The 22078-nt window shown below is 46.9% G+C and carries 23 protein-coding genes; 17 read left to right on the plus strand and 6 right to left on the minus strand.

What is annotated here, in order from left to right; genetic code table 11:
- Nucleotides 1-156 precede the first annotated feature (156 nt).
- The gene (locus K4A83_RS05400; RefSeq protein ID WP_265263418.1) at nt 157-894 is read right to left on the minus strand and encodes a biliverdin-producing heme oxygenase; all 738 of its coding nucleotides are present in this window, start codon (nt 892-894) and stop codon (nt 157-159) included.
- Between the two features lie 209 nt (nt 895-1103).
- On the opposite strand from K4A83_RS05400, the gene K4A83_RS05405 reads away from it, so the two are divergent.
- The 4 genes from K4A83_RS05405 (at nt 1104) to K4A83_RS05420 (ending at nt 2787) form a co-directional block, all read left to right on the plus strand.
- Entirely contained in the window at nt 1104-1427 is a 324-nt protein-coding gene (locus K4A83_RS05405) for a phasin family protein (protein WP_265263419.1), read from the plus strand.
- 18 nt (nt 1428-1445) lie between these two features.
- Nucleotides 1446-2027, plus strand: coding sequence for an FKBP-type peptidyl-prolyl cis-trans isomerase (locus tag K4A83_RS05410; RefSeq protein ID WP_265263420.1), 582 nt, complete (start codon nt 1446-1448; stop codon nt 2025-2027).
- Nucleotides 2028-2160: 133 nt separating this feature from the next.
- Complete coding sequence (locus tag K4A83_RS05415; RefSeq protein ID WP_265263421.1) at nt 2161-2478, plus strand: 2Fe-2S iron-sulfur cluster-binding protein; 318 nt, start codon at nt 2161-2163, stop codon at nt 2476-2478.
- Nucleotides 2479-2604: 126 nt separating this feature from the next.
- Complete coding sequence (locus K4A83_RS05420) at nt 2605-2787, plus strand: hypothetical protein (RefSeq protein ID WP_265263422.1); 183 nt, start codon at nt 2605-2607, stop codon at nt 2785-2787.
- A gap of 128 nt (nt 2788-2915) precedes the next feature.
- Here the strand turns inward: K4A83_RS05420 and K4A83_RS05425 are convergent, their stop codons facing one another.
- Both K4A83_RS05425 and K4A83_RS05430 read right to left on the minus strand, forming a co-directional pair.
- Entirely contained in the window at nt 2916-3938 is a 1023-nt protein-coding gene (locus K4A83_RS05425) for an alpha-E domain-containing protein (protein WP_265263423.1), read from the minus strand.
- Between the two features lie 105 nt (nt 3939-4043).
- On the minus strand, nt 4044-5486 hold the full coding sequence (locus K4A83_RS05430) for a circularly permuted type 2 ATP-grasp protein (protein ID WP_265263424.1): 1443 nt from the start codon (nt 5484-5486) through the stop codon (nt 4044-4046).
- 170 nt (nt 5487-5656) lie between these two features.
- Here K4A83_RS05430 and K4A83_RS05435 point away from each other — a divergent pair, with 170 nt between their 5' ends.
- The 5 genes from K4A83_RS05435 (at nt 5657) to K4A83_RS05455 (ending at nt 10703) form a co-directional block, all read left to right on the plus strand.
- The gene (locus K4A83_RS05435) at nt 5657-6706 is read left to right on the plus strand and encodes a YihY/virulence factor BrkB family protein (RefSeq protein WP_265263425.1); all 1050 of its coding nucleotides are present in this window, start codon (nt 5657-5659) and stop codon (nt 6704-6706) included.
- Nucleotides 6707-6710: 4 nt separating this feature from the next.
- Nucleotides 6711-7535: a prolipoprotein diacylglyceryl transferase gene (lgt, locus tag K4A83_RS05440; RefSeq protein ID WP_265263427.1), complete on the plus strand. Its 825-nt coding sequence runs from the start codon at nt 6711-6713 to the stop codon at nt 7533-7535.
- A 64-nt stretch (nt 7536-7599) separates the two neighbouring features.
- A complete protein-coding gene (gene corA / locus K4A83_RS05445) occupies nt 7600-8763 on the plus strand; it encodes a magnesium/cobalt transporter CorA (RefSeq protein WP_265263428.1) in 1164 nt (387 codons plus the stop codon).
- Nucleotides 8760-9620, plus strand: a complete 861-nt coding sequence (locus K4A83_RS05450; RefSeq protein ID WP_265263429.1) for a sulfite exporter TauE/SafE family protein — start codon at nt 8760-8762, stop codon at nt 9618-9620. The genes corA and K4A83_RS05450 overlap by 4 nt, the downstream gene beginning before the upstream one ends.
- 54 nt (nt 9621-9674) lie before the next feature.
- On the plus strand, nt 9675-10703 hold the full coding sequence (locus K4A83_RS05455; protein WP_265263430.1) for an ABC transporter permease: 1029 nt from the start codon (nt 9675-9677) through the stop codon (nt 10701-10703).
- Nucleotides 10704-10926: 223 nt separating this feature from the next.
- Here the strand turns inward: K4A83_RS05455 and K4A83_RS05460 are convergent, their stop codons facing one another.
- Entirely contained in the window at nt 10927-12150 is a 1224-nt protein-coding gene (locus K4A83_RS05460; protein ID WP_265263431.1) for a hypothetical protein, read from the minus strand.
- A gap of 240 nt (nt 12151-12390) precedes the next feature.
- Here K4A83_RS05460 and K4A83_RS05465 point away from each other — a divergent pair, with 240 nt between their 5' ends.
- The 8 genes from K4A83_RS05465 (at nt 12391) to K4A83_RS05495 (ending at nt 19723) form a co-directional block, all read left to right on the plus strand.
- Nucleotides 12391-13041, plus strand: a complete 651-nt coding sequence (locus K4A83_RS05465; protein WP_265263432.1) for a class I SAM-dependent methyltransferase — start codon at nt 12391-12393, stop codon at nt 13039-13041.
- A gap of 399 nt (nt 13042-13440) precedes the next feature.
- A complete protein-coding gene (locus K4A83_RS05470; protein ID WP_265263433.1) occupies nt 13441-15384 on the plus strand; it encodes a P-loop domain-containing protein in 1944 nt (647 codons plus the stop codon).
- A complete protein-coding gene (locus K4A83_RS05475) occupies nt 15381-17747 on the plus strand; it encodes a beta-propeller domain-containing protein (protein WP_265263434.1) in 2367 nt (788 codons plus the stop codon). The genes K4A83_RS05470 and K4A83_RS05475 overlap by 4 nt, the downstream gene beginning before the upstream one ends.
- A gap of 110 nt (nt 17748-17857) precedes the next feature.
- Complete coding sequence (locus tag K4A83_RS05480; protein WP_265263435.1) at nt 17858-18013, plus strand: hypothetical protein; 156 nt, start codon at nt 17858-17860, stop codon at nt 18011-18013.
- A 22-nt stretch (nt 18014-18035) separates the two neighbouring features.
- Nucleotides 18036-18287, plus strand: coding sequence for a type II toxin-antitoxin system ParD family antitoxin (locus tag K4A83_RS05485; protein ID WP_265263436.1), 252 nt, complete (start codon nt 18036-18038; stop codon nt 18285-18287).
- Nucleotides 18288-18749: 462 nt separating this feature from the next.
- Entirely contained in the window at nt 18750-19007 is a 258-nt protein-coding gene (locus K4A83_RS23045; RefSeq protein WP_407809855.1) for a hypothetical protein, read from the plus strand.
- The gene (locus tag K4A83_RS05490) at nt 19007-19426 is read left to right on the plus strand and encodes a pepsin/retropepsin-like aspartic protease family protein (protein WP_006616026.1); all 420 of its coding nucleotides are present in this window, start codon (nt 19007-19009) and stop codon (nt 19424-19426) included. Before K4A83_RS23045 ends, K4A83_RS05490 begins: the two co-directional genes overlap by 1 nt.
- A gap of 120 nt (nt 19427-19546) precedes the next feature.
- Nucleotides 19547-19723 (plus strand): hypothetical protein, encoded by a 177-nt coding sequence (locus K4A83_RS05495; protein ID WP_265263439.1) that lies wholly within the window; start codon nt 19547-19549, stop codon nt 19721-19723.
- A gap of 270 nt (nt 19724-19993) precedes the next feature.
- On the opposite strand, the gene K4A83_RS05500 is transcribed toward K4A83_RS05495, so the two are convergent.
- Together K4A83_RS05500 and K4A83_RS05505 are read right to left on the minus strand one after the other, a co-directional pair.
- On the minus strand, nt 19994-21613 hold the full coding sequence (locus K4A83_RS05500) for a cation:proton antiporter (RefSeq protein WP_265263440.1): 1620 nt from the start codon (nt 21611-21613) through the stop codon (nt 19994-19996).
- 147 nt (nt 21614-21760) lie between these two features.
- Nucleotides 21761-22036 (minus strand): hypothetical protein, encoded by a 276-nt coding sequence (locus K4A83_RS05505; protein ID WP_265263441.1) that lies wholly within the window; start codon nt 22034-22036, stop codon nt 21761-21763.
- Between the last annotated feature and the right edge of the window lie 42 nt (nt 22037-22078).

The raw sequence follows: 22078 nt of genomic DNA on the forward strand, positions 1-22078 counted from the left end.
AGCACAAATTGTCATGCTAAGAGTGATCCCTGAGCCTTAGCTAAAGAGTCGTGCTTCGCTGTTTCTATACTGGTCGGGTTTCATCCCGTCGGTAAAACCGAGGGTCTTCACCCGACATTGCAGATAATATCTAGTCCTAGACCAGAATTTTGGCTTCTACTCGGCGGTAGCTAATTCGCCATCGGTACTCCCACGACTGCGACGACGAGTTAAAGAATTAAACAGCATTTGACCAATAGCTTTGATCAAATTCCCTTCTAATTCTCCGAACATTTTCATATTCATGCCGAACGCATCATTGGCTTCATCAACAATAGCCTCGGCCGTTTGTTGATCCACAGGTAAACTGTCCATTGCAGCCCGATATTGGGTTTTGAACGCCTTCTCATCGGGAATCTGCTCAAACTGATAAAAAGCCGTCCCTTCACCCTCAGAAAGATTCATCGCCGTCTGAGCAATTTTCTTGAGGATTTGTCCCCCAGAGAGATCCCCCAGATAGCGGGTGTAAAGATGTGCCACCAAGAGTTCTGGCTTTTCATTCGCCACATGATGAATGCGATTAACATAGGCTTGACCTGTAGGAGAAAGTTCAATTTCCTCCCGCCAGTTTGCTCCGTAGTAATAGAACAAATCCCGCTCTAAATTAGCTTTCCGATTTAATTCAGGGAAATAGACCTTAGACAAAATGGGATGATCTTTGAGGCGTTCCATTTCTTCTTCCATCGCCCCATAAACATAGTAGAGATTAGCTGCTAATCTACGGTAGGAATTTTTTTCGACTACGCCTTTGAGGAAACATTTAATAAACCCCATATTTTCCGCCATAGTATGGGATTTTTTCGTCCCTTCCCGTAGCATTGTGGCTAAATTCACATCTGCTAAATTAACACTCATGTTATATATCCCGTTTTATGATCTTAAATGAATCGACATTAATGAACTGCCTAATTTGCTAGGTTAAACCGATTTGACAATGATTTGTGTTAAGAATCTTTACGAGCAACGGCAACTAGAACCAGAATTTTGGGGAGAGAGTCCGGTTAACCCCCTAACCATTACCGAGGGGATATGTCATCATAGAGGAGTTGTGAAGCAAGTGCAACATGGATAACAACAATTGGATTCAGGATCTGTTGATTGCCGGAGTGGGGACGACCTCCTTTGTCGCGGAAAAGTTGCGCGAAGTCGGGGATCAACTGGTGAAAGAGGGGAAAATCGACCCGGAACACGCCAAAACCATGGTTAATGATGTGATGGAACGCATCAAAAGTGATCAAGGGAATTTTGAAGAACAGATGCAGCGTCAAATTCGCAATGTACTACAGGATTTAGGCGTTTCCCGTCAGTCTGAGGTAGATGAATTACGGGGAAGGATTGATCGATTGGAACGTCAGGTGAGAGATTTAGAGAATAAGATCTGGCGTTAAGCACCATCAGGAGAATATATGAGAGAGATTTTACTCAGTTTTGGGGTTGTTGTTGTCTGTAGCTTGCTTCTAGTCCTGTCCCTCCTGTTTAATAGTGGTAAGGGCCAAGAGGCGATCGCCTCAGAAGCACTGGCCCAATCTAACCTACCCCGTGCCGAAGTCCCTAGCGGAGTGTTGGCAACACCTCCCCTCGTGGCTTCTGCGGCGGATTTACTACCAGTAGAAAATAACACAGTAGAAAATAACAACGTGGAAAATATCGTAACGACAGACTCCGGTTTACAGTACGAAGAGATTGTTGAGGGGACTGGAGCCAGTCCTCAAAAAGGACAAACCGTTGTCGTTCATTACACCGGAACCCTAGAAAACGGCCAAAAATTTGATAGTTCTCGCGATCGCGGTCAACCCTTCTCCTTTAAAATTGGCGTTGGACAAGTGATTAAAGGCTGGGATGAAGGCGTTGGCACCATGAAAGTGGGAGGACAGCGTAAACTGATTATCCCCCCTGAACTCGGCTACGGAGCGCGAGGTGCAGGTGGGGTCATTCCCCCCAATGCAACCCTCCTTTTCGATGTAGAATTGTTGAAAATCGGGGCTTAAAGCCTTAGTTACACACCACCACCTTTAGAATCCCTCTAACCCTTGAATCCGAGGTTTAGAGGGTTCTCCTTGGCTACTTGTGTCAATCATCTCGTCTGTTGCCTTTTGCTCAATCTTCACCCTATTTTGCCCCATGACCGAAAGTTACACCGTAGAAATCACCCATCAAGGAACCACCTACACCCTGAAAGCTCCCGCAAATCAAACCATTTTACAAACGGCTCTTGATGAAGGGATCGAACTCCCGAACTCCTGCAACGCCGGGGTTTGCACCACCTGCGGCGCGAAAATCCTCTCGGGAGAAATTGATCAAAGTGATGCAATGGGGGTGTCTCCTGACCTACAAAAAGAAGGCTATGCCTTACTTTGTGTCGCCTATCCTCGTTCTGATCTCAAAATTATTTCCGACCAAGAGGAAGAAATTTATAAGCGCCAATTCGGAGCCGGTTAAACCTCCATTCTCCCCCTAATCTCATCTCGATATTAGACATCTCCTAGAATTAGGCTGGGACTTCTAGTCCATGATTGAGGATTCATCCTTGATTCCCACCATTCCTTAAACCCTTTACTAATTACTATGACCACTCATTTCATTACCGCCGAAATTGACCTCCAAGACAGTCCCGTTAAACTGCAAAAAGCCATTGAAGCCGAGTTAGAAAAACGTGGAGAACCCTTGCGCTGGGCGATTACAGAAGTTAACACCGCAGAAGAAACCGTGCAAGTTGAAGCCGTTGTCACCCAAGATGCGATCGCTTGAACTTGATCTGTGACCTGTGGTATAGTAAACCCAGAGAGAAAAGAAAAGAGAACAAAAAGAGGGGGAATCTACCTCCTCTTTTTGTATAATCACCAATTATCTAATTACCAACGGTTTAAGTCTCAACTCTAAGTTAACCCATAGACCTTTTCCAGTAACACCGTTTGACTTTGAGTTTGACTGAGAGGTTCTTCCCTTTCCTCCTCGGGGACATCTTGACCGAAGAAACTAATCGCAATATTCCCCCCCACCTCATTTAAAGAACGCTGCATCTGGTCTAAAAATTCGTGTAAACCAATGTCAATTACATCCTCAATAGTACAGTACCCCAAACGAGAACATAAACGACCTAGGGAACGTTCTGCGGGATTAGACCAACTGCCGACAGGGGTATTAGTAATCTTATGCAGAGATTTTTCCGACCGAGAAACACAGAAATTAATCGAACGCGGAAAATCATGATCTAAAATCAAAAACTCCGCCACCGCAGAGGGATTAATTCGATGTTGTTGTTTGCGGTACATTTCATAGGCACTCGCCGATTTTAACAACGCCATCCATTGAATTTGGTCTAAAGGCGTTCCTACCCATTGAGCAGACGGTAAAAGTATAAAATATTTAACATCTAAAATGCGCGTTGTTTTATCCGCCCGTTCCAATAAGCGCCCCACATAGCCAAAATGCCATCCTTCATTGTGGGTCATAGTGGCATCCATTACCCCAGCAAAACGATGACTAGCCCGCTTCACTTGTCGGTAAAAATCCGGTAACATATCCACGTGAATCTGAGACGCGGCATCTTTGACCATCAGGTAAAAATCATTGACTTCCTGCCACATTTCTGAGGAAATAATTTCTCGAATCGAGCGGGCATTTTCTCGGGCAATTTGCAGGGAAGATAAAATCGAGTTGTCATATTTTGCGTCAAAGGTTAAAAAGTGAATGACATTATCAGCCGTAGCCTCCCCATACCGTTCCATGAATAGTTCATGGTCCCCGGTGGTGGTGACTAAGGGCAACCATTGTTGCGTTACTCCGGGCGGCAAATCTAACATCATATTGAGGTTCACATCAACAAACCGTGCAGTATTATCTGCCCGTTCAATATATCGATTTAACCAATAAATAGAATCAGCAACACGACTTAGCATTGTTAGTGTATCAATTGAGTGTGGATATAGGGTTTAGACAAAGGTCTAGCAAGCGGCAAAAAAGGCAGCCTCATTGATAATTGATAGTTGACAAAGAACGTTCAATTATGGTGTTAAAACCCAAGTGTCTTTACTGCCACCCCCTTGGGAAGAATTAACCACTAAAGAACCTTTCCGCAAAGCCACACGAGTTAAGCCACCGGGATGAACATAAATTTCATCGCCGCGATGAAGAATGTAGGGACGTAAATCTACATGACGGCCTTCGATACGGTCTTCAATTAAGGTAGGAACTCGGGATAAACAAAGGGTAGGTTGAGCAATATAGTTGCGGGGGTTGGCTTCAATTTTTTTGGCAAAAATTTCCCGTTCGGTTTGGCTAGCTTGGGTTCCCACTAACATCCCATATCCCCCGGCTTCGTTGGCCGCCTTGACAACTAATTTGTCAAGGTTTTGTAAAACATAATCCCGGTCTTTCTCTTGCCAACAAAGATAAGTAGGGACGTTGGCTAGAATGGGGTCTTCGTTGAGGTAATACCGAATCATTTCCGGAACATAGGCATAGACCACTTTATCATCCGCCACACCAGTTCCAGGAGCGTTGGCCAGGGCAACTCGTCCAGCGCGATAGACTTCCATTAAACCGGGGACTCCTAGTAAAGAGTCGGGTCGGAAGGTGAGGGGGTCGAGGAAAGTGTCATCCACTCGTCGGTAGAGGACATCGACGCGGCGGAGGCCTTTAGTGGTCTTCATTTGTAGGTAGCCATCGACCACGACTAAATCCCGACCTTCGACCAATTCTACGCCCATTTGTTGCGCTAAAAAGGAGTGTTCAAAGTAGGCCGAGTTGTAAATTCCGGGGGTGAGGACGGCGACGGTGGGGGTTTGCAGATAGGGGGGGGCGAGATTGAGCAGGGCTTCGAGGAGGTGACTGGGGTAGTCGTCTACGGGTTGGATGGCGAGGTTTTGGAAGATTTTGGGCAGGGTACTTTTCATGACCCGACGATTTTCCAAGACGTAGGAAATGCCCGAGGGGACGCGCAGGTTATCTTCTAGAACATACCATTGACCATTGCGATCGCGCACTAAATCCGTCCCCGTAATATGACACCATACCCCCGTCGGCGGTTCCAGTCCCTGACAGGGAGGCAAAAAACCCGGTGCCGATTGAATAATCTCAGCAGGAACCTTCCCATCCTGCACAATCTTCTGGTCGTGATAAATATCATTGAGAAACAGGTTTAAAGCCGTGATGCGTTGTTTAAGACCCTGTTCCAACCATTGCCAATCCTCAGCCGAAATGATACGAGGAATAATATCAAAGGGTAGCACCCGTTCCACCCCTTGAGTATCGCTATAGACATTAAACGTCACCCCCAGTTTAAATAAGGCAATCTGTGCCGTTTGATGATGTTGTTGGAGTTCCTTGGGGTTTAACCCTTGCATCCATTCCAGTAGGGGGACAGCAGCAGGGCGAGGTTTGCCCACAGCTTCAAATAATTCATCATAGTACGTTGCGCTCTCAGGGTCATAGGTTTCTAGTTGCACGGCGGTTTCCCTCCAACACCCTATACATATTTAAGCTTTGATTAAAGTTGTCTCAGCGACTGTAGCCTCAAATACATTCTCTCAGAAGGATGGGCGCAAGCAACGTTACAATAAGTAAATTTTCGCAACTTTTTCGGTAGCCTAGAAAGTGTCCAAATCCTAAAGCTGTAATGCGAGTACCGCGTTTTTTTCGTTTTTTCCGTTATCTCAACTGTTTCATCCTGCGCAAAACCCTGACGCGGAGTTTCCGGCAACGTCTCACAGGACTCTCGGCAGAAATTGCCTTTAACTCCATGTTGGCGGTTTTCCCGGCAATTCTCGCCATTATTACCGCTATTGGTCTATTTGAAGAATCCATTGTCTCAAGTGTACGCTCATTCGTCGTGCAGTTTTTCCCTGAAGAAGAATCCATTCAAACCGCCCTACGAGAATTAGCCACTAAATTAAAAATTGTCGCACCAGATTTAGTCTGGGGTTTGTTAAGTAATTTTGTCCAAGAAATTACCCAAGTGAAGAGTAAAAGTCTATTTTCCATTAGTTTTGGGGCGGCGATTTGGGTATCTTCGGCGGCCATTAATGCCGCCATGAATGCCCTCGACCAAATTCATTTAATCCCTCGCCGCAGACGGCGACCCTTTTGGCAAGCTAAACTCATTGCACTTTTACTGACTTTGGGCAGTATATTTTTATTATTAGTTGCTTCTATTTCAGTCTTAATTGGGGATGCTTTAGTTCAATTTTCAGTTAACTTAATTCAAGCTATACCATTACGAGAATCAGATCAAGGGGCTGATTTAATATTAGAACTATGGAACTTGTTAAAATGGCCCGTTTCCTTAAGTATTGTTATCGTTGCCTTTGCCTTAATTTATCGTCTCGGCCCCAGTCATTGGCGCAAGGGAACCCCCATCTTACCGGGGGCTATTGTTGCCGCGTTATCTTGGGCAGGAATTTCCCTTTTATTCCGGGTGTATGTAAACAATTTTGCCAACTATAACAAAGTCTACGGCGCATTGGGGGCAGTCATTGTCTTAATGTTGTGGTTATATTTAAGTGCCTTAGTGATGTTGATTGGGGGGCAACTCAATGTTACTGTCGGAGAAGCAATGCGCGCTGATCATCGTCGTCGTCAGATCATAGCACAACCTCCCCCCCCTAGCACCTTTCCCTCCTCCCTCCCCTCCTCAGAGTCTGGGGATTCTTCCTCTAGTCAGTTATAACGGTATGTTTTTACTCACCTTTCAATCCCCCGGCCCCATCTTATTTGAACTAGGTCCCTTAACCCTTCGTTGGTATGGTTTACTGATTGCCAGTGCGGTTTTAATTGGAGCCACATTAGCCCAATTTTTAGCCAACAAACGCCACCTAAAAACCGATATTATGTGGGATTTAGCAGTCTGGTTAGTTATTGCTGCCATTCCCTGCGCTCGGTTATATTATGTATTTTTTGAATGGGAACAATATGTCAATCGTCCGGGGGACATTATCGCCATTTGGCAAGGAGGAATTGCCATTCATGGGGCAATGATTGGGGCTATTTTAGCCACCTTTATATTTTCCAGAGTCAATCGAGTTTCCGTCTGGCAACTGTTAGATTTAATCGCTCCCTCCGCCATCCTAGGTCAAGCCATTGGACGCTGGGGAAACTTCTTTAACTCCGAGGCCTTTGGTCGTCCAACCGATTTACCGTGGAAACTCTACATTCCTTTACAATCTCGCCCCCTCGGATGGCAACAATTCGACTATTTTCACCCGACCTTTCTCTATGAGTCTTTATGGAATTTAGGGGTTTTTGCACTACTTTTAGCCCTATTTTTCTGGGGAATGGGTCAAGGAAACCGCTTAAAAGTCGGAACCCTATTTTTCGTCTATGCCTTGGGGTATAGTACCGGGCGCTTATGGATTGAAGGACTACGCATGGATAGTTTAATGTTAGGAGGATTGCGAGTCGCTCAATTGGTAAGTTTAGGGGGAATTTTAATTGGGGTATTGGGTCTAATTTGGCTCTATATACTAAAAGGTTCTCTCGCCCGTGAAAATCGTTCTTAGTATTGTATAAAACCATGCAAAATAGTTCGAGCATTAACTTAAAGTCAATTAAATATTAATAAAAATGACAAAATCATCTTTAGACCTTGACAAAATGACCCTGAAGATATCTAATCAAAATTCAGAAGAGGAAGAAGAAGATTATTTTGAATATTTCTTTGATGAACCCGGAAGTGAACCCGGAACACTCAGTATTGACCCCGATGCCACTCCTTCCAGTATTGTTCTCATTGATTATTCCCCGAAACACGCCACTCGTCGCGCTAATCTGACCCCTCTTGATTGTGTTTCCTATTTGGAAAGTGAATCAGTTTCTTGGATTGATGTGCGGGGTTTAGGGAGTGAAGATATTCTGAATCAATTGGGTCAAGTCTGTAAAATTCACCCCCTTGTTTTAGAGGATGTAGTGAATGTTCCCCAACGGCCAAAAGTGCAGGATTATGAGGAGCAATTATTGGTCATCTTACAGATGGTTTTGCCCCTACCGGATGAAGATGGGTTTGATTATGAACAAGTGGGTTTTGTTTTAGGTAAACACTATTTAATTACCTTTCAAGAAGAACCGGAAGAGGATTGTTTTGAGCCGGTACGGGTACGAATTCGGGAGAATCGGGGGAAAGTTCGCCAAGCGGGACCCGATTATTTAGCTTATGTGTTGATTGATTCTATTATTGACGGATTTTTCCCAGTTTTAGAGGATTATGGGGAGCGGATTGAAGCTTTAGAGGATGAAGTAGTGGACAATCCGACGCGGGAAACGGTGGAAAAAATCTATGAAATTCGGCGAGAATTATTAGCCTTACGTCGTATGATTTGGCCTCAGCGCAGTGTGATTAATATTCTGATTCGGGGGGATAATGAGTTAATTAGTCAGGATGTACAGATTTATTTTCGAGATTGTTATGATCATGTCATTCAGCTATTAGATATTGTGGAGACGTATCGGGAACTAGCTTCTAGCATGATGGACTTATATATGTCTGCCATGAGTAATAAAATGAACGAGGTAATTAACTTATTAACTCTCATCTCAACGATTTTTATTCCCCTCACATTTATTGCGGGAGTCTATGGCATGAACTTTAAGTATATGCCAGAGTTAGAGTGGCAGTGGGGCTATGGTTTAATTTGGGGAGCCATGTTAGCTATTGCGGGCAGTTTGATTTATTTCTTCCATAAAAAGGGCTGGTTTGATACCTTTTATTTTGTCGGAAAACGGGATAAATGATGAGTTTAGACTATTGGTTTATGTTTCCGGTGGCCATTGGGATTGCAACGGTTGCCATGGCTTCTGGAGTTGAGGGGGCTACTTTTTTTACCCCTTTATTTATTTTGGGCTTAAACCTGCCCACAGATGTGGCCATTGGGACAGGTTTAATGACCGAGGTTTTTGGTTTTACCAGTGGTTTATTTGCCTATGGCTATCAGGGTTTAATTGATTTTAAATTGGGGAAAATGTTACTGGCTGTGACTATTCCGGTGGCTTTGTTGGGAACGGTATTCGCCCAATGGATTCCGGGGGATGTCTTGAAGATTGTATTAGGTTTAGGTTTGTTGGTTTTGGCGGTCAGTTTTTTGCGTTCTGACCACACCTCGGCTGGAGAATCGCCTGTTCTCATGCCCTCCCCAGTTTCTTTCCCCTCCTTCACTCTCACCAGTCGCCGGGGGGATGTGTTCCACTACAGTATCACCCGTCCCCGAGAAGGGCGTATTTTGGCGAGTATTGGCGCGTTATGTTTAGGCATGGTGTCTACAGGATTGGGACAACTCAATGGGTTTTTCCTGCTGCAACGGTCCCGGGTGCCGAGTCCTGTGGCGATTGGCACCAGTGTATTTATTGTGGCGATTACGGCTTTGATTGCTTCTGTTGGTCATATGGTGCAGTTTGCCCAACAGGAAAACCCACCTTTTGGGACGATTCTCAGCTTGATTAGCTTCACGGTTCCTGGTGTTCTCTTGGGGGCGCAACTGGGTTCAAGATTGGCGATACGGCTCCCTCAGCACATTCTGGAACGCAGTATGGGGCTATTATTTATTGTTGTGGGTCTGTTGCTCATCCTAGAAAATTTTCTGCGTTCATCTTAGTGGATGACCCTTGAGCAAAATGTAGCGTAAAACCCTTTTCTTAAAGATGTCAAAATGACCTTTGCTAAGTCTCTAGAATCTGTCTTAATTCCCCTGGGGGCGATTCTTTTCGCCTTGGTGTTATTCGGGTTGTTTTGTGCCTTTGCGGGGGCGAATCCTGTTGAGGTCTACCATTCGATTTATCGGGCGGCCTTTGGACAATGGAGTTCTTGGCAAAATACGCTGATTCGGGCTTCTCCGTTGATGTTAAGCGCGCTCTGTACGGCTTTACCGGCCCGTTTAGGTTTGGTGGTGATTGGCAATGAGGGGGCGTTAGTGTTGGGGGGTTTGGGGGCGATTATTGCCGGGTTATCTTTGGGGGAAAGTTTGCCTCCTTGGGGGGTACAAACGGCGATGGCGTTGTTGGGGATGGTGTTTGGGGGGGTTTGGATTGCGTTGGTGGGATTTTTGCGCCATTACCGGGGGGTGAATGAGACGATTAGTAGTTTGTTGATGAATTATATTGCGATCGCCCTCCTCAATCATTTAGTCGAAGGCCCGATGCGGGACCCCTCCTCCCTCAATAAGCCCTCCACCTTCCCCCTCGCTGTCCTCAATCGTCTCCCAGACCTCCCCGGCACCCGCATCCACTACGGTCTAATTTATGGCCTCGTGGCCTGTATCCTCGCCTATATTCTCATTCAGCGCACCCCCTTCGGTTTTGCCGCCCGCACCACCGGAGGCAATATCCGCGCTGCTCAAATGGCTGGTTTACCCGTCGGGCGCTTAATCCTCATCATCTGCTTTTTAGCTGGGTCCTGTGCCGGATTAGCTGGGATGGTGGAAGTGGCAGCCGTTCACGGACGAGCCAATCAGTCCTTAAATGTGGGATATGGTTATGGGGGGATTTTAGTGGCCTTTGTGGCTCGTCATAACCCCTTAGCGGCCGCGTTGGTGTCGGTTTTATTGGGGGGGATTCTCGCCAGTGGGGGCATTTTACAGCGTGTCCATGATCTCCCCGATGCCACGGTGTTAGTCTTTCAGGGGTTAGTGTTTTTAGTGGTTTTGTTTAGTGAGTCTCTTTATCAGAAAGAGGGAGTTTGAGGGAGCGATAAAACCCCGTCCTCAAAGTTTAGGGGTCTTATCTTAACGGATCATGGTTTGGGGAGACGAGGAGGGGCAACTTGAGCGCCATTCCAGCCCATAGCCAATAATAAATATTAATGGGATCTGTATCGAGGGGATACCAGTATTGATTACAACTCACGAGGAGGACGAAAAGCCAAATCAGGAGGGCGTATCCTTGGAGTTTGGGATCTAAAAGCGATCACCCTTGTTGGAACACAACCCAGCTTAACGTCACCACTACCCCTAGAAAACTCAGCAATCCCAACACCCCCACCTCGAACAGTATTTTAGGGTAAAAGGTTTCCATCAGCTCTGTGGGGCCAAAAATTCGCGCCGCGTTGGTAGCACTCCCCAAACCATTCCCCAAGAATCCCGGATTTTGAGTCAACACCCAATTAAACTGATCCGTGACAAACTCGGTGGATAAAATAATAGAACTGACCACAATAAAAACAACGGCAAAAATCCCAAAACCTTGAACATTTTTTGGGTTTTGTTTCCAATCGGGATGAACCACAAAGTAAGACAAAATGCTAATGGTCGGAACCAGTTTAATCGCTAAATCTTGCCCGGATATTATACTAGATAACGTGAGAAAAGTCAAGGTCAAAAAACTAATCTTTTTCCAGTATTTATTAGGGTCACACCAAGCGCTAGCGGCCACCATAAACGCACTGGAAATTAAGAACCAAGACCAATGCCAAGGGGAGGTAAAAGTGCCGGGTAAACGGATGATATTATGTTCAGGATTAAAGGCCACTGTTCCACCCACAAAGCATTTAGCCTCAAGAGTAGCCTTGAAAAGGTCTTGACCGACTAATCCCCTTGTTCCTTCACAAATTCCCGTTGTGAGTAGCCCATACTGGATGATAGCCAGTCCTGAGCAAATCAGGGCGAGGATGACAAATAAACGGCTAAAAAAATGTAGGTCTTTAACCTGACGTAAGAGCAGAGAACCCACCCCAATTAATGGGATATAGCCAATCCAGGTCTTTAAGCCTATCAACCCCATGAGGATAGGGATTCCGTCCTGATCCCCGGGTAAGATTTGCTGGGCTAAATTGACAGTAATTAGGGTTAATAAACTGAAGCAAAAAAGGATAGTGATTGACCATCGTAGCGGTTTAGGAATACTGACAGGATTGGTTTCTTTTCGGTGAACATTAATTAAGCCAATTAAAGCAGGAAAGTAGAGAAAATCTTTTAAAAATGTACTCCCTACATTACCCGATAAAACTTGATAGGTAATTGTTCCCGCAAAAGGAAGATAGATCAGCAAGAGAATAAAAGCGGTTCGCGGGTACTGGAAGGATAAAATACAAACCAGAACAAGACCGCCTAAAATGGCAAAGGAAGGCTGAAAGACGGCCAGAATTAAGAGAGCAAGGCTGAGGATAATGATGAGCCATTGAGCTTTTTTCATGAATTTTGCTAGAAGTGACGCCTAGGTTAATAATAATGTGCAAGGAGAGAGCAAGAGAGAGACGGTTCAACTTTGTTCTGACCTGTTTAAACTCGGTGAGAGCGGTTTGAGGAGAAGCTACAGGCAAAAAATTGACGATTCCGGATATCTTGCTTCTGGAGTAGCGGCAGAAGCGAGGCACAATTCACCCGGTGTTTGCTTTATGCTGTGGAGTGGAGATCCTACAAATGCCTGTGAACTATGCTGTTGAAACCCGAAGCACGCACAAAATACGATAGCGGGAATGATGAGTTCTTCTATTCGGTTCCCCGCTTGGTGACTCATGTGGATGATCATTTTATTGACCAACTGACTCAACTCTATCGAGAACGCTTAAAACCCAACAGTCGTATTCTGGATTTGATGAGTAGTTGGGTGTCTCATTTACCGGATGAGGTGGAATTTGCTCATGTTGAGGGCCACGGGATGAATGAGGAGGAGTTGCGGAAAAATCCGCGACTGAATCATTATTTTGTGCAGAATTTAAATAGTACCCATCAACTCCCCTTAGCCGATGGGGACTTTGATGCGGTGTTAATCTGTGTGTCGGTGCAGTATTTGCAATATCCCGAAATTGTCTTAAGTGAAGTTTGTCGCATTTTAAAACCGGGGGGATTGTTGATTATCAGCTTTTCTAACCGGATGTTTTATCAAAAGGCGATCGCCGCTTGGCGGGATAATAGCGAAATGGGGCGGGTGGCTTTAGTTAAGGCTTATCTTAAAGCCATTTCTGGGTTTAATGAACCGGAGGTGATTATTCAACGTTCTGAACTCCCCAGTTTCCTACAAATGTTAGGCATGGGAGGACAAGATCCCTTTTATGCGGTTATTGCAGAACGCAAGGTGGAGTGAGGGAATCGATAATTAGGGTCTTTCGTCGGGAATTATGAAACAGTGGATTGTCCATGATGATCACTTGTCCCGGTTCTAGGTTTGACCATAAAAATTTAGCCAACTAGGACTCAATTAGGCGATCGCCCTAAGTAAGGAAGAGGATTTTTGCTCCTTGGAGTTGTCGAGCCAGTCTTTGAAATAAGTAACTAACCATCCGTAGGTTGGGTGAAGCGAAGCGCAACCCAACACCCCTAATCAAGAGATAAACCTTCACCTCCCCAACCCAGAAACCGGGTTTCTGTTCAGAAGTAGCGAGACAACCAAGGAGTGCAAGAAACTCGGTTTCTCCGTGACCCAATTTTTTTGGTATCTTGAGAACAACTTGAATCGTCCTGTTGCCCGATTTTTCAAACCTCCATGAACCCCTCTCACCTGCTCAGACTGAACCAAAGACTCCTAGCGGGAACAGCCATCCTAGGCATAGGTGCCATAGTCACTGGAGCCTTAAGCAACCCAGTTTTTGCACTGGGAACCAATGTCACCTACGGTCTGATTGTCAATAACTTAGGGACCTTAGCCGATAAACTGCGTAACAGTGGCAGTATTTTGCGCAACGAAGACATCGCTAAAGCCGCAGGCCGCGCCGTAGCCAAAACTTTGGAGGAACAAGTTAGCCCCCACTATCGGGACATTCAAGGCTCGTTAGACGATTTCGCCACTAAAATCGAGGAGTATTGGGTACAATGGGCCGAGGAAACCCAAGATTTGGCACTGTTTGGGAGGTTACAAGAAGACCAGTTACATCAGGTTTTTGCCCAAGCTCCGGAGAATTTTGGCAATTATCAGGTCCTACCCCTAGAGGAATGGCGGGAGGTGGTGACGTGGTTATTCCAACAGGGATGCAAGCAGGGGGTATTGCTCGATACCCTCGACAGTTATCAGGATGTCATCGAGGAGTTAACCGGAGAATTAGCGGCGAACTTCAATAAACACCTGCGCCAAGTCCTGAAAGATGATGCCAACAACGGGGGGAAAGCCTTTGTGGGGATGTTGTTTGACCTCCATGGGGCGACGTTGGCGAAAATTGATGAGATTCAGGAGTATTTACCGCAATTGGCGACCCGTGAGGATGTTTGTCGGGCTTTGCAGCAGTTGGAAACGGGGGTGCGGGATGAGTTGGTGCAAATTCGTGAGTTATTGCAGCAGTATTTAGAACCCAATCAGGCGCGTTTGCCGATTCCTCAAGATTGTGCCGCGTTTATTGAGGAAAGAACGCAGGATTTTGTCGGGCGGCGTTTTGTGTTTCAGGCGATTCAGGATTTTTTACGGGACAATCCGAAGGGCTATTTTGTCATTGAGGCTGATCCCGGTGTGGGTAAGAGTGCGATTATGGCGCGGTTGGTGCAGCTTTTTAAAGGGGGATGTTTAACCCATTTTAATATTCAATCTGATGGCATTAACACCCCTGAAAAGTTCCTCAGAAACATCTGTACCCAACTGGTTAACAGCTTTAATTTAAATAATGGTCGTTTACCGGAACACGCTACGGAAGATAGCAATGTCTTAGGGCATTTATTAGCAGAGGCAGCGAAGAAGCTTGGGCTGGGCAAAAAGTTGGTGGTGGTGGTGGATGCTTTGGATGAGGTGGATTCATCCCGACAAACTCCACGGACTAATCTGCTATATTTGCCGGATGCTCTACCGAATCAGGTTTATTTCATTATGAGCAAGCGTCCACAGCCGTTGGATTTGCCGTTAAGTGATTATTTATTTCATTTTGATTTGATGCAGTATCCAGCGAAAAGCGCTGAGGATGCGCGGCATTATGCAGAAAAACGCTATGGGCGAAGTCCTCAGATTCAGGATTGGGTGACAGCGCGGCAATTAACATCGGAGCAATTTTTAACAAATTTGGTGGCTCGCAGTGAAAATAATTTCATGTATTTGCGCTATGTTTTGAGTGATATTGAGAAGGGACTTTATGAGAGTGAAAGTCTGGAGAGTTTACCACAAGGCTTGAGACCATATTATCGGAGGCATTGGCGATGTATGGGAATGTTGGCTGACCCGTTCCCGATTGATAAGGTGCGCACGATTTATGTGTTGGCGTTGGTGCGGGAGGCGGTGTCTCGGCGGTTGTTGGCGGAGTTGACGGAGTTGGCAGAATATCAACTGCGGCCGATTTTGCGGGAGTGGGAACAGTTTTTGCGGTTGCAGTCGGTGGCGGGAGATACGCGCTACACGATTTATCATGCTTCTTTTAGCGATTTTCTGCGGGAGGAGGCTGAGGAGTCGGGGGTGAATTTGGAGGATATTAAACGCCGCATTGCTGACAATTTCAGTAAAGGAGCGCCGCTATGATCACGGCTTTGGGTGAATGGTTAAGGGAGCAGGATGCGGAAAAGCGTTTACATTTGTTGCGCCACCAGCCGAGTTATTTTGCGGATGTGGGAGAGGTGGAGCGGTTGCGGGATTGGTTGACGGATTTTGGGTTTTTGCAGCAGAAGTTGGAGGCGGTGGGGATTGTTGCGCTGATTAATGATTTTGATTTGGCGTTGCCGTTGTTGTCGGGTGAGGAGCAGGAAACGTTAAGTCTAATTCAGGGGGCGTTGCGTCTATCGGCTCATGTTTTAGAGCAGGATAAAACCCAATTGGCGGGGCAACTGTTGGGGCGGTTATTGTCGTTTCCTCAGCCTGAAATTGTCGCGCTATTGGAACAGGCTAAACCAACCCAGGAAAATCCCTGGTTTCGTCCCCTCACTGCCAACCTCACCCCACCCGGCGGGCCACTCATTCGCACCCTCACTGGGCATTGTGACTCGGTAATGGCTGTGGCCATTAGTGCTGATGGACAATGGGCAGTTTCTGGTTCATACGATAACACCCTGAAAGTGTGGAATTTAGCGACGGGGGAAGCGGAACATACCCTCACCGGTCATAGTGCCTTGGTACAAGCCGTAGCCATCAGTGCTGATGGGCAAAGGGCCGTTTCGGGTTCAGGTGATAACACCCTGAAAGTGTGGAATTTAGCGACGGGGGAAGCAGAACGCGCCCTCACCGGTCATCGTAACCAAGTATCTGCCGTAGCCATCAGTGCTGATTGGCAACGGGCGGTTTCGGGTTCAGAGGATAAGACGCTGAAAGTATGGAATTTAGTGACGGGAGAAGTGGAACACACCCTCACCGGCCATAGTGAGGTGGTAATAGACGTAGCCATCAGTGCTGATGGCCAACGGGCGGTTTCTGGCTCATGGGATAAGACCCTGAAAGTATGGAATTTAGTGACGGGGGAAGTGGAACGCACCCTCACCGGTCATAGTAACTCGGTAAATGCCGTAGCCATTAGCCCCGATGGGCAACGGGCGGTTTCGGGTTCAGGTGATAACACCCTGAAAGTGTGGAATTTAGCGACGGGGGAAGCAGAACGCACCCTCACCGGTCATAGTAACTTGGTAACAGGCGTAGCCATCAGTGCTGATGGGCAACGGGCACTTTCTGGTTCAGATGATAATACCCTGAAAGTATGGAATTTAGTGACGGGAGAAGTGGAACACACCCTCACTAGTAGCTCACTGACAGTCGTAGCCATCAGTGCTGATGGTCAACGAGTGGTTTCCGGTTCACATGATAGGACTCTGAAGGTGTGGAATGTAGCCCCAGGAGAAGCGAAACAAGCGAAACGCACCCTCACCGGTCATAGTAACTCGGTAAATGCCGTAGTCATCAGTGCTGATGGGCAACGAGCAGTTTCCAGTTCATGGGATAAGACCTTGATGGTGTGGAATTTAGCTACGAGGGAAGTTGAACGCACCCTTAACCTCACCGGTCATAGTGGCTCGATAACAAAGGTAGCCATCAGTGCTGATTGGCAACGGGCGGTTTCCGGCTCAATTGACAAGACCTTGCAAGTGTGGAATTTAGCTACAGGAGAACTAGAACGTATTCTCACCGGTCATCGTAGATCGATAACAGCGGTAGCCATCAGTGCTGATGGGCAACGGGCGGTTTCCGGTTCAGGGGATGATGTGTCCGGGTTAAGTGATGATATGAAGGTATGGAATTTAACCACAGGGAAAATAGAATATACTCTCAAAGGTCATAGTGGCAAGGTAGACTACACGATCATCACCAGTTTTTATGGTGAACAGAAGATGGTTTACGGTTCAGTATTAGCCGTAGCAATTAGTGCTGATGGCAAAAAAATGGTTTCCGGTTCAAATGATAGAACCCTAAAGGTGTGGAATTTAGTAACAGAAAAAGTGGAACGTACCTTCACCCGCCGCCAAGCCTTCAGAAGGATTCTAAAGATGTGGAATTTGGCTACAGAGGAATCAACTCTAGTAGAGGAAGCAGAACATACCCTCACTGGGCATAGTGGCATGGTAACAGCCGTAGCCATCAGTGACGATAAGCAACGGGCGGTTTCTGGTTCACTAGATGAGACTCTGAAGGTGTGGAATTTAGTGACGGGGCAAAATGAACGCACCCTCACTGGGCATAGTGGCATGGTAACAGCCGTAGCCATCAGCCCCGATGGGCAACGGGCGGTTTCCGGTTCATGGGATAACACTCTGATAGTGTGGAATTTAGCCACGGGGGAGGAAATCGCCAGTTTTACCGCTGAAGCATGGTTTAATGCTTGTGCCTTTGCCCCGGATGGAGTGACAGTGGTGGCGGGGGATAATAGGGGGCGGGTGCATTTTCTGCGGTTGGAGGGGCTGTGAGCAACCCGGTTAGATCAGCCTGGGGAAAAACCGGCAACCCCCAGCAACCCGCTTGACCATCGTGGGGCGCAAGCGTTCCCTCCCTCCGAATCACCAACCCGACAGCTATAATGGCGAAAAAACAACTGTCTGGAGAGATGCAAATCCCCTTAAACAAACAACAAAAAGACTTTTTACCCAGTAAAGGCGAAAAACTTTTGTGCCTCCGGCAGGCTTACGCCAACGCCCCCACACCCATCAAATCCACAACCCAATTCCTCAATTAAATTAATCTCTATGTGAGCCACCATGAGTTTATCCCTGACACCAGAAATTGAACAACGCATTGCCCATCAATTAAATCGGGGAGGCTACCAGTCAGCAGATGAACTGATATTAGCCGCCTTGGAACTATTAGACAAAAGAGAACAATATCTAGCCGAACTGCGCCAACAAATCGAAATCGGAGAAAGCCAAATTCAACAAGGAAAAGTTACAGAGGGAGAACTTGTATTTAATCGACTGCTGAACCGCTTACAGCAACAAACTGAAGATTCCTGATGGGAAATTATTCATTCTCTGATGCTGCCCTAGCCGACTTAGACGAAATTTGTGCATCCCTGTCGGCAATAAACCCAGACATAGCGATTAGATTTTTTGAAAAAGTCCGGGATAAGTGCCGTTAGTTTGCTCAATTTCCCAACATGGGCAAAAACTACAGTCACATTAAAGCAAATCTCCGAGGTTTGATTGTGGAAAATTACATCATATTTTACCTTCCACGACCTGACGGGATAGATGTTGCTCGCATCATTAATGGGTATCGAGACTTAGAATCATTGAATATTTGAAAATCTGTAACCGGGCTTCTCTACTCAGCTTGGGGAATAACCGGCAACTCCCAGCAACCCGGTTTCTGGTTTGTGGTGATGGGAAAGCAACCCGGTTGCTAGAACCATCCGATAAAAGCCTCAAGGACAGTCAAACCTATAATGGAGAAGCACATTTCCCGGAGCCGACTCTATGTTACTCAGCGAACTGTTACCTACCGTTAATCAGTTATCTCATCAAGATAAACTTCGACTGCTTCACTTTCTCCTCTTGGCAGTCGCTCAGGAGGAAGGGTGTAGCCTAGAACTAACTGGAGAAGTTGACTCAGCAAATGAGTTGCTCGAGCAGCTTGCATCGACTCAGGCAGTGGTATGGTCGCCGCAAACAGATAGCACATCTGTTCAGGCTTTGTCGGATCTTCTGGTGGCAGCAAAGGAAGGTAGCATCTAATGCTTGATGGACAACGATATTCATTCACCGAACGCATTGATAGTCTTGGGCGCTCTGCCATCATGCCCTATTTACCCTTGACGCTCACGTTAGGCGATCGCTCTGTGGACGTGACGGCGTTGCTAGATACAGGCGCGAGTGTCAATGTTTTGCCCTACGAGATCGGTTTACAGCTAGGAGCAATCTGGGAAAATAAGACGGTTTCAATCCCTTTAAGCGGTAATTTGGGTCGAAGCGATTCACGAGGTTTGGTTGTATCGGGTGCGATCGCTCAGTTTCCTCCCGTGCTACTTGCGTTTGCTTGGACTGAATCGCGAGATGTACCCGTTATTCTTGGACAAATGAACTTCTTTGCAGAGTTCAAGGTGTGTTTTTATCGACATGAGTCGGCTTTTGAAGTTTGCCCGAAGGATAGATGAAATCAATCAACTTATTCGGTGGGGATTTGTGGGGGTTGCCGACTTAACCGATTCCGAAAAACAACAAGCAAAATATGTCGCTAAACAGATGGAGCGATCGCCCCCGACGGGAAACGAGCGGTGTCTGGATCGACTGATAAAACCCTGAAACTGTGGAATTTAGCCACAGGGGAAGAGATCACCAGTTTTACATCTGATGCAGGGTTTAAGGTTTGCGCCCTTGCCCCGGATGGGGCGGGGGTGGTGGCGGGGGATAGGTCGGGGCGGGTGCATTTTCTGCGGTTGGCGGGGCTGTGAGTAACCGGGTTTCTAGGTCTTGGGGCGCAAGCGTTTCCTTCCCTCCCTCCAAATCAACGACCCGACAGCTATAATGGCGAAAAAACAACTGTCTGAAGAACGTGAGGCACATCCCCTTAAACAAACAACAAGAATTTTTACCCAGTAGGGGCGAAAAATTTTTCGCCCCTACACCCATCAAATCCATAACCGGATTCCTCAAGTGAACTACCCCATCCTCGCCAACGGCAGGGTGGGGTAGTTCACCCTGTTGCCCTGATGCACTGTTCACTATTCGCCAACAATAATCACGGGAATAGCGGCCGTTTCTAAAATGGCTTGGGAAACCGAACTCACTAAAATTTGCTCAGATAAACTCCGTTCCCCTCGTTTCCCCATGATAATTTCATCCACTTGATACTGTTGAGCCGTGCGGACAATTTCCTCAGAAATCGACCCAGTGACTGTCAGGAATTGATAGCGAATATCAGCGAAGACTTGCCGGGCGTTTTGTTTCAGCTTATCCAGTCCAAGGGGGTCATCAGTGCAAAGGACGTGCAGCACAATGACCTCACTGTTGCCCCGTCGGGCGAGGTCGGCCGCTTTGACCATAATGGGATAGGAGAGGGGGGAAGTGTCTACGGCCACCAATAGACGCACTTGGCGACTGATATTCACTTTAGTGGGGTCTACTTCCCCTTGTTCGAGGAGTTTGGGGGCAAAAGTGGGAATCGCCCAAGCGCCGAGGGGGGCGGTGACTAGAATAGACAGGGCGGCGATCGCTAAAATAATCTCCCCTCCCGCAATACCATAGGCCAAGGGAATCGCCCCAATGGCCGCCTGTACCGTAGCTTTAGCCGAATTCCCAGCTAATAAAAATAGGCGTTCTGAGGGAGTCCAATTACTGCCTAATGTGGACAGATACCAACCTAAACCTCGTCCAACTAGAGTACCAAGGGCGAGGAGAAGTAAACCGGGGAGTAAAATATCTCCCAAGACAGAAAGTTGAACACTCGCCCCCATCAGGACAAAGAGCATAATTTCTGCCCCAATCCATAATCCATCAAAGCCTTTACGAATTTCCCGGGCTAGGGGAGCATCGAATTCCAGTAAAAAATAGCCCGTTGCCATGACAGCCATATAACCGGAAAAGAGGGGGATTTGCTCCGCCGTCACGACCAAAAGTAGGGCAATTCCGGCCACCACGAGGGTATCTTGTACCGTGTTTTGCGTCCAATTTTGCCGCACTAACAGAGAAATAAGCCAACGGGCGGCACAAAATCCTAAACCAATCCCCACGGCAATTTGACTAATAACTTGCAGGGGCAGTAATTCCAAGGCATTTAAGGTCAGGCCTCCGGGGAGGGTGATTCCGGTGTCCATGCCTTGGGAGAGGAAATTGAGCAGGAGGTTAAAGACGAGGAGGAGCAGGACATCTGAGACGGCGCTTCCGGTTAAAATGGTGTCAGGAATGCCTTTGATGACACCCCAGCCTAAACTTTTGAGGCGTAACATTCCGGGGACAATAACGGCCGGGGATTCTGCCCCCACGACACAGCCGAGGAGGAGTCCAGTCATCCAGTCCAGTTGAAAGAGGAACAGGGAGGCGATCGCAATAACTACCGCTTCAAAAGTAGCCGGGAGGAATCCTAAGCGAATCGCAACAGTACCCTGTTGAGCCAATTTTTCCCGGTCTAATCCTAGCCCTGCTTTCATCAAGATAATCATAACCGCAATGGTTCGCAGAGCCTGAGCCGATTCCAGCAGTTCTGACCTGAGAACGTTCGCCACTTCTGGCCCCAAGATAATCCCCGCCAGAATCATCCCAAACAGGGGCGGTGCTTTTAAACGCCGGGCAATTTGACCGACAAAAAAGCCCATGAGCAGAATCCAAAGAAGGCTAGTAAGCATTACCGATCAATCATTAATAGGTGAACTACTCCACCCTGCCGTTGGCGAGGATGGGGCTTCCTGATTAAACATAACGAAATCCCCTATCCAAAACCAAGGGGTAGAAGAATAGGGGAGCAGACTGGTAACTTTTCAAAAAAGAGGGCTTTAATCCACCCGTTCTAATTGCCAGAGAATTTGATTCCCTTCTCTGCGGACTCTAGAAATTACCCAATTGCGCCAAGACCAGTGATCTCCGCGACTCGTGACAGCACTAGCATTCACGTCCATGAGGTCAGCTAATTCAGAACTGCTAATTAAGTAACCTTTGGTCGCAATTTCCTCCGCAATTCGCAAGGTGTCAATTAAGTTTTGCAGTTGGGTGACTCGCACTTCGCGAGGAATTTGCACATCTTCAAGGGTGTTCGAGTTCATTTCACTCATAATTTGGTTGACATCCACTAGAAAAAGGGCTGTTGCTTTCTT

This window comes from Spirulina subsalsa FACHB-351 (genome assembly GCF_026130165.1).
GTDB classification, from domain to species: domain Bacteria; phylum Cyanobacteriota; class Cyanobacteriia; order Cyanobacteriales; family Spirulinaceae; genus Spirulina_A; species Spirulina_A subsalsa_A.